General features: G+C 49.5%; 3 protein-coding genes. 2 read left to right on the top strand and 1 reads right to left on the bottom strand.

Annotation, left to right across the window (positions count from 1 at the left end; translation table 11 throughout):
• Positions 1–303 precede the first annotated feature (303 nt).
• Entirely contained in the window at positions 304–1,536 is a 1,233-nt protein-coding gene (locus SR3_RS31015; protein ID WP_169805748.1) for an FkbM family methyltransferase, read from the bottom strand.
• A 657-nt stretch (positions 1,537–2,193) separates the two neighbouring features.
• Here SR3_RS31015 and SR3_RS30015 point away from each other — a divergent pair.
• Positions 2,194–3,390 (top strand): polysaccharide biosynthesis/export family protein, encoded by a 1,197-nt coding sequence (locus SR3_RS30015; RefSeq protein ID WP_068095029.1) that lies wholly within the window; start codon positions 2,194–2,196, stop codon positions 3,388–3,390.
• A 27-nt stretch (positions 3,391–3,417) separates the two neighbouring features.
• Positions 3,418–4,665 (top strand): glycosyltransferase (locus tag SR3_RS31010; protein ID WP_218018915.1); only part of this gene is annotated, 1,248 nt, incomplete at its 3' end.

The following is a 4,665-nucleotide window of genomic DNA, read 5'->3' as shown; positions in this document are numbered from 1 at the left end:
GCTGCGGCTTTGGCCGGACACCCTCCATTCTGAGTCCAGTTCTCCGATGACAAGAGTCGCAAGCGCTGCATGAAAGGGGTATCTCCCAAGCTCGGCGTCACCGAGACCATGATCTTGCGGCGGCCCTGCCCCCCAGACGCCGAAATCGATGCAATTGCCCCGCCGCCATGCCGACAAACAAATGCGAATCAACCACCACCAATCGCGATCCCGGCCTTTGAAGCGGCAATTTAATAAAAATCTTTATGCCGAAATCTTCTCAGCTATAATTCAAAGGCCTACAAACAGTATTCAGCGCCACCCCTAATGCACGCCCGTATCTCGCTCAAACACAGCCTTATCGCCCGCCAACCCTTTTTTTAGTGCCTCCAAGCCCTTACCCAAAAGATCGGAAGAAAACAATTTTGAGAGAAAAACTGCCGCCCTCCATATTCTGGAATCGCCCATCTCATGAACGACATTCAGCATAAACGAATTTTTTTCCTTCTCCCTGCGCATAGAAGAAATCATTTTATTTTGATTTTCAATCAAATTATTTATTCGACTTTTATGACTGATATTCAATAATTTTTCACGCGACCTGAACTCGCTGAAATTCTTATCGTTAATCGCCCTCAAATTCACAATTAAATCGCACAATTCACGCTCTCTCTCCAAAAAAGACGATGTAGAGAGAGCTTCTTTTCTTAAAAAATCCTTGGATTTTTCATCGAAAGAGTTTTTTAAGGCAGAAATCTGGCTCTTTAGACTGTTAACATCCAATTCAAGTTCGGAAATTTTCCGACCTTTTAAATCAATCAATGATGTTATTTCAGAATTAAAATCTTCAACCAAATTTTTGACGTATCCAGATGTCCTATCCAACTGGAAATTATCAAAAACATTAGGAGGACTATCGAACTTTCCCGCAAGATGCTTTCTATCATGATGAAGATAAAATCTATTAAGACCATCTCCATATACATAGAAGTACCCTTTATCTAAAAGAAAATTCTCCCATTCACTATAATTTGAATCTTGCGTGCATGGAATAGTTGACTCCATGACAATAACCCATGGCCTTTTGCATGAATTCCTCCACCCACTTAGAACTTCATACTCATACCCTTCAACATCGACTTTCAGCCAATGGACATCCGATTCGCCGCACATCTCCAAAAGCTTGTCCATAGTCATCGCGCTAACTTTAGACGCGACCACGGGCCACTTGTTTTCCTCATGTCCTTTTGCGATGTCTAATTTCGCAGTTGACAACCCAGTCCCATCAATATTGTAAAAATCAACAACGCCTTCCGTTTCAGAAATGACTGCCTGAATCACCAGATCATTGGGGTAACTTTTCCGAAGAAGGTCAGCATAATATGGCACAGGCTCAACATGTATCCCGCGCCAGCCATGATTTGAAAAAAGTCGGCTTATTGAGTCTTTGACAGGGTCATTTGCACCGACGTCAATAAAAAAACCCTCGCGAACATCCCCCAATGCGCGCCAAAGCATCACATCCTCGAAATTTTGAGAAAAGGATACAAAATTCATTTTCCCGCCTTCCATGCAAAATATTATTTATTATGTTTTTCACTTCACATTATAATACATTTTTATTTATAGATTTTATCTTCTGAAATTCCACTAGGCAGGCAAATTTCACAAACTGGACCCCGATCTCGCCTGCCAGAGAGATCATAAATAGTGGAGAAAAAAGGGTAATTCAACAAAAATCACTGGATCTGATGCTTGTCTGCGAAGCCCAACCCGCATCGGTCACGTGAAAAGAAAAATAAATAAATCAAAAAGGTGAGCAAGCAAACTCTTGCAAGGAGATATAAATAGATTTTTTATTAAAAACTTTCGCAAATTTAAAATAGGTTTTTAACATCATTGTAAAAATAGACCTAGATACAAAAAGCCTTCAAATGCAACTCGACCAGCTTGAGGCTAGAATAGTTTGCCTTAAAGCTTCAGTTGCACTAGGGAAACCTTAATCCGACATATGGAAGGGGCGCGAAACCCCAATTGCGCCGCAACACCCGTGCGATCCAGCCGATAAAAATTCATCCCATTGGCCGAATGAGATATTATCTCCTACTTCGGAGGATCGGCACACGATCCTTGATCCGCGCGCCCGGTTGCGCCATAGGCTCGCACATCGCCTCTTGGCCTGCAGACAGACGACTGCAAACTTGGTTGTTTTAAATGAAAAAATTAACCGGAACCATTCATTTCTCCTTGACGACAGCGCTGGCTTTGGCGCTTTCGGCATGCACAATTGTGCCTGAAACAGGCCCATCAAGCGGCAGCGTCAAGAAAGCTGCAGACACGCAGTCCATTGCCGGTGCCAACATCAAGGTGATCGATGTCACCGATGCCGTTGCGCATAACATTCTTGCTGCAACTCACCAAAGCATGTTTTCTTCAGATCTGGGCGAAGGCATGCCGGTCGGCTCCGTCATCGGCAAAGGCGATGTTCTCGATGTCGCAATTTGGGAAGCCCCCCCCGCAACCCTGTTCGGCGCGGTCGGCGGAAGTTCTTCGCTTACCTCGTCATCTTCCAGTGGGGCAGCGTCCGCAGCCCGCAGCAGCACGCTCCCCGAACAGATGGTCGATAGTGACGGCATGATCACCGTGCCTTTCGTCGGCGAGGTCAAAGCCGATGGGCGTACACCACAGGCGATTGCACACGACATCAATTCAGCCTTGATTGGTAAGGCGCATCAGCCTCAGACCATTGTGCGACTGGTCCGCAACGCCGCCGCGAATGTCACAGTGGTTGGCGATGCCGCAGGCAGCGCCCGCGTGCCGCTTACAGCGCGGGGCGAGCGTGTGCTGGATGTTCTCGCGACAGCCGGAGGCGTGCGCTATCCGGTCAACAAGGTTCTGATTCAAATCACCCGTGGGGAGAAAGTTTCATCACTCCCCCTTGATACCGTCATTCGGGATCCTCTGCAGAATGTCCGGCTGCAGCCCAATGACGTCATGACCGCACTTTATCAGCCTTTCAGCTTCACCGCTTTGGGAGCGACAGGCAAGAATGAAGAACTCGCGTTCGAGGCGACCGGATTGACCCTCGCACAGGCCCTGGGTCGCATTTCTGGCCTTCAGGACAGCCGCGCCAATGTCAAAGGCGTGTTTATCTTTCGCTTGGAAGATCCCAGCGCGCTGGATCCCGCGATCCGCGCCACTGCAAAGACAACGCCTGACGGCAAGGTTCCTGTCATTTACCGTATCAACATGAAGGATCCTTCGACGCTCTTTATCGCCCAGAGCTTCCCCATCCATAACAAAGATGTGCTCTACGCATCGAACGCGCCACTGGCGGATATCCAGAAATTCGTGAACGTGATCTATTCCACATTGCTGCCTGTCGCGACGACAGCGGTCGTCGCGTTTTAGCATCATGGATTCTTTTTTCAGGTTGCGATGATCTTGAAGCCCTTCCTAGACCTCCTGCCATATCGGATCGATCAGGCGATCGTCGGTCGCGCTCTGCGCAAGCTCCGCATCGCCTATCACCGGAACAAGGGCAGCTATCCTGTTGCCCCCCTTCCAGACGGCCTTCGGCGGCTCTACATCGATCTGACGGTGATCAGTCGTCATGACGCGGGGACAGGAATTCAGCGCGTGGTCCGAGCCTTGGCGCTTGCCCTAATCGAGGAAACGCCTCCTGCGTGGGAGGTTCACTTCGTCACAGCGGATCGTCGCCGCCGTTATCATACCGTATCATGGCCGCATAGCGATCCGACGCTAGAATCAAACGAAATGCGCGCACGTGAGGGAGATGTTTTCTTCGGATTGGACTTCGCGCTCGATACCATACGTTTTCACCGCCGACAGCTTGCGCGCTTTCGTCGTGATGGAGGCAGTCTGTGGTTTCTGATTTGCGACCTTCTGCCAGCGGAAAAGCCAGAATGGTTTTCTCCCAATAATGTCATTCGTTACAAAGCCTGGATCGAGATTCTGGCTGGTCTTGCAGATGGCTTTCTGTGTATCTCGGGCCAAACCGAGGATGACCTCAAACGCGTTCTTAATGATCGCTATGGGCTGAGCGGCGGATACCATACAAGCATCGTGCCAATGGGTTACGATATCAAAGAATCGATTCACTTGGATTTGGCCGAAACTCAGGTCAATCGCCCCCTCCGTTTTGACACCTCGCCCCCCTTTTCCCTGATGGTGGGCACGCTTGAACCTCGTAAGGGGCATGCCGATATTCTGGCCGGCTTCAGCGAGATGTGGCTGCATGGTGCAGAAGACAGATTGGTACTGGTTGGCCGAATGGGCTGGAAGACTGAAGGCTTGCAGGATGCCATTCGCAGCCACCCCGAACATGGTCGGAAGTTGGTGTGGTTTGACGATGTTGACGATCTGGAACTGGAGCGCATCTATCAGGCGTGCCAAGGCGTCATTATCGGCTCGCATGCCGAAGGTTTCGGTCTCCCTCTGATTGAAGCATTGGGTCACGGAAAGCCCGTTCTGGCACGTGACCTGCCAATTTTTCGTATGCATGAAGATTTGGGCGTCAGATACTTTCCAGAGAATGCCACACCAAAGCAGCTCGGCGAAACTATCAAGGCGTGGGCAGCAGACGTGCAGGCTGGCCATATTCAGGTTGTTCGCCCGGAGGCGGGCTGGAAGGACGCGGCTAAAACCGTTCTATCCGCAGTCAGC

Source organism: Novosphingobium rosa NBRC 15208, from assembly GCF_001598555.1.
GTDB lineage: Bacteria > Pseudomonadota > Alphaproteobacteria > Sphingomonadales > Sphingomonadaceae > Novosphingobium > Novosphingobium rosa.
This window is presented reverse-complemented; position numbering and strand designations above follow the sequence as displayed.